At 64.0% G+C, this 2,274-nt stretch carries 1 protein-coding gene; it reads right to left on the minus strand.

Translation table 11 applies throughout. The features are described 5' to 3' along the window. Positions 1-100: 100 nt before the first annotated feature. Positions 101-1,966 (minus strand): class I poly(R)-hydroxyalkanoic acid synthase, encoded by a 1,866-nt coding sequence (gene phaC / locus JMF90_RS34025; RefSeq protein ID WP_027806063.1) that lies wholly within the window; start codon positions 1,964-1,966, stop codon positions 101-103. Between the last annotated feature and the right edge of the window lie 308 nt (positions 1,967-2,274).

Here is a 2,274-nt window from a genome sequence, read left to right on the forward strand (position 1 = left end):
TTTCCCTTTCCTCCAGGCCCGCACGACACGGCGCATCGTTACCGGCCCTGTTAAAAAAACTGCGGTGCACCGGACAGCGTGCGCCGCTGTCCGGTTTTCGTCAATCGCGCTGCAACACGTAGCGCCCGGGCGCCGGCTCGATCACCGGGAATTGCGCGGAACCCGGCTGGGCCGGCGGCGCGACCTTGCGGCCGCCGTACGCGTCGAGCCACTCGACCCACGTCGTCCACCAGCTTCCCGGCTGCTCGGTCGCCCCGGCAAACCAGTCGTCCGCGGATTCGGGCAGGTCGCCCTCGTTGACCCAGTAGCTGCGCTTCTTCTTCGCCGGCGGATTGATCACGCCCGCGATGTGCCCCGATGCGCCGAGCACGAATTTCAGCGGACCCGACAGGATCGACGTCGATGCGTAGGCGGTCTGCCACGGCACGATGTGATCCTCGCGCGACCCGTAGATGAAGGTCGGCACGTCGATCAGCGACAGGTCGACCGATTCGCCGCACACGGTCAACGCACCCGGTTCGCGCAGCTTGTTTTCGAGATAGGTATGGCGCAGGTACCACGCGTACATCGGGCCCGGCAGGCTCGTCGAATCGCTGTTCCAGTACAGCAGGTCGAACGGCGCGGGCGTGCGGCCCTTCAGGTAGTTGTCGACGACGTAGTTCCACACCAGATCGTTCGGCCGCAGGAACGAGAACGTGTTCGCGAACTCCATGCCGCGCATCAGCCCCGGTTGCGTACCGTTCTTGCCGCCGATGGTCTGCTCGCGCATCTGCACGTGCGCCTCGTCGACGAACACGTCGAGGATGCCCGTGTCGGTGAAGTCGAGCATCGCGGTGAGCAGCGTCATCGATGCGGCCGGATGTTCGCCGCGGGCGGCGAGCACCGCGAGCGCGGTCGCGAGCATCGTGCCGCCGACGCAGAAGCCGAGCGTGTTGATCTGCTCGCGGCCGCTGATCTGCTGCACCGCGTCGATCGCCGCGAGCAGCCCTTCGTTCATGTAGTCGTCCCACGTCTTGTGCGCGACCGACGCATCCGCGTTGCGCCACGACACGAGGAATACCTGATGGCCGTTCGACAGCGCGTGCGCGACGAGCGAATTCTCGGGTTGCAGGTCGAGGATGTAGAACTTGTTGATGCACGGCGGCACGATCAGCAGCGGCCGCTCGAACACCTTGTCCGTCTTCGGCGTGTACTGGATCAGCTGGATCAGGTCGTTCTCGTACACGACCGCGCCCGCGGTACACCCGAGGTTCTTGCCGACCACGAACTGCGATTCGTCGGTCTGCGAAATCTTGCCGCGCTGCAGGTCGCCGAGCAGGTTCATCATCCCCTGCCGCAGGCTTTCGCCCTGCGTCTCGAGGATCGATTTCTGTGCATCGGGATTGAGTGCGAGGAAGTTGCTCGGCGCGGCGGCGGCCGTCCATTGCTGGACCGTGAAGCGGATGCGCTCGCGCGTCTTCGGATCGGTCTGAAGCGCGTCGGCCAGTTCCTGCAGATAGCGCGCGTTGAGCAGATACCACGCAGCCGCGAACGCATGCGCGGGCGACGCCTTCCATGCGTCGCCGCTGAAGCGGCGGTCTTTCAACTCCGGCGACTCGAGCTTCGCGGCGGCCGCCTGCTGCATCAGCGTCATGCAATCGCGCGCGTAGTCGGCCTGCAATGCCTGGAGCCGTTCGGGCGGAATCGCGGCGACCGGCAGCTTCAGCCCCGCGAACGGCGACGCCATCGCGCCGAAGTCGGGCATCGACGGCAGTTGAAACGGAAACGACGTCGGGAACTGGAATGTCGCGAACGGATTGACGGTGGCCGAGGCCGTCGCGGCACGCGCCGGATCGGCAAAACCACGCCACGCGTTCAACCACGACTCGAACATCTGCTGCATCGGCTGGGCGGCCGGATCGAAACCGGTGCTGCCCGCGGAAGTGCCCGCATGCGCGGACGTCGACGAATTTTTCGATGCTGTCATTACCTGCCTTACCGGTGATTCGTGAGCGTCAATCGTGAAATCCTGCTCGCGCGCGGCGTGCCGGCTGCGAGCCGGGCCGTCATGCTCTGGAGAGGCGTCTCCAGATTCTGCCGCAGTGCGGTATTTTTATCATTATCGTTTTCCCCATGTGAAGCGCCCGATCAAACCACTGAACATTTCATGGAGATAATCCGCGCGCGACAGACGGGACAAGGGTTCCGGCGAAACATAAAACATTTTGTTTGACTTGACTCCCGGATTTTTCATTCAGTTGCGCATGCAACGCCGCATAGCCGCCTCAATATCGA

This window comes from Burkholderia sp. E168m23 (assembly GCF_016586125.1).
Lineage (GTDB): Bacteria > Pseudomonadota > Gammaproteobacteria > Burkholderiales > Burkholderiaceae > Burkholderia > Burkholderia orbicola.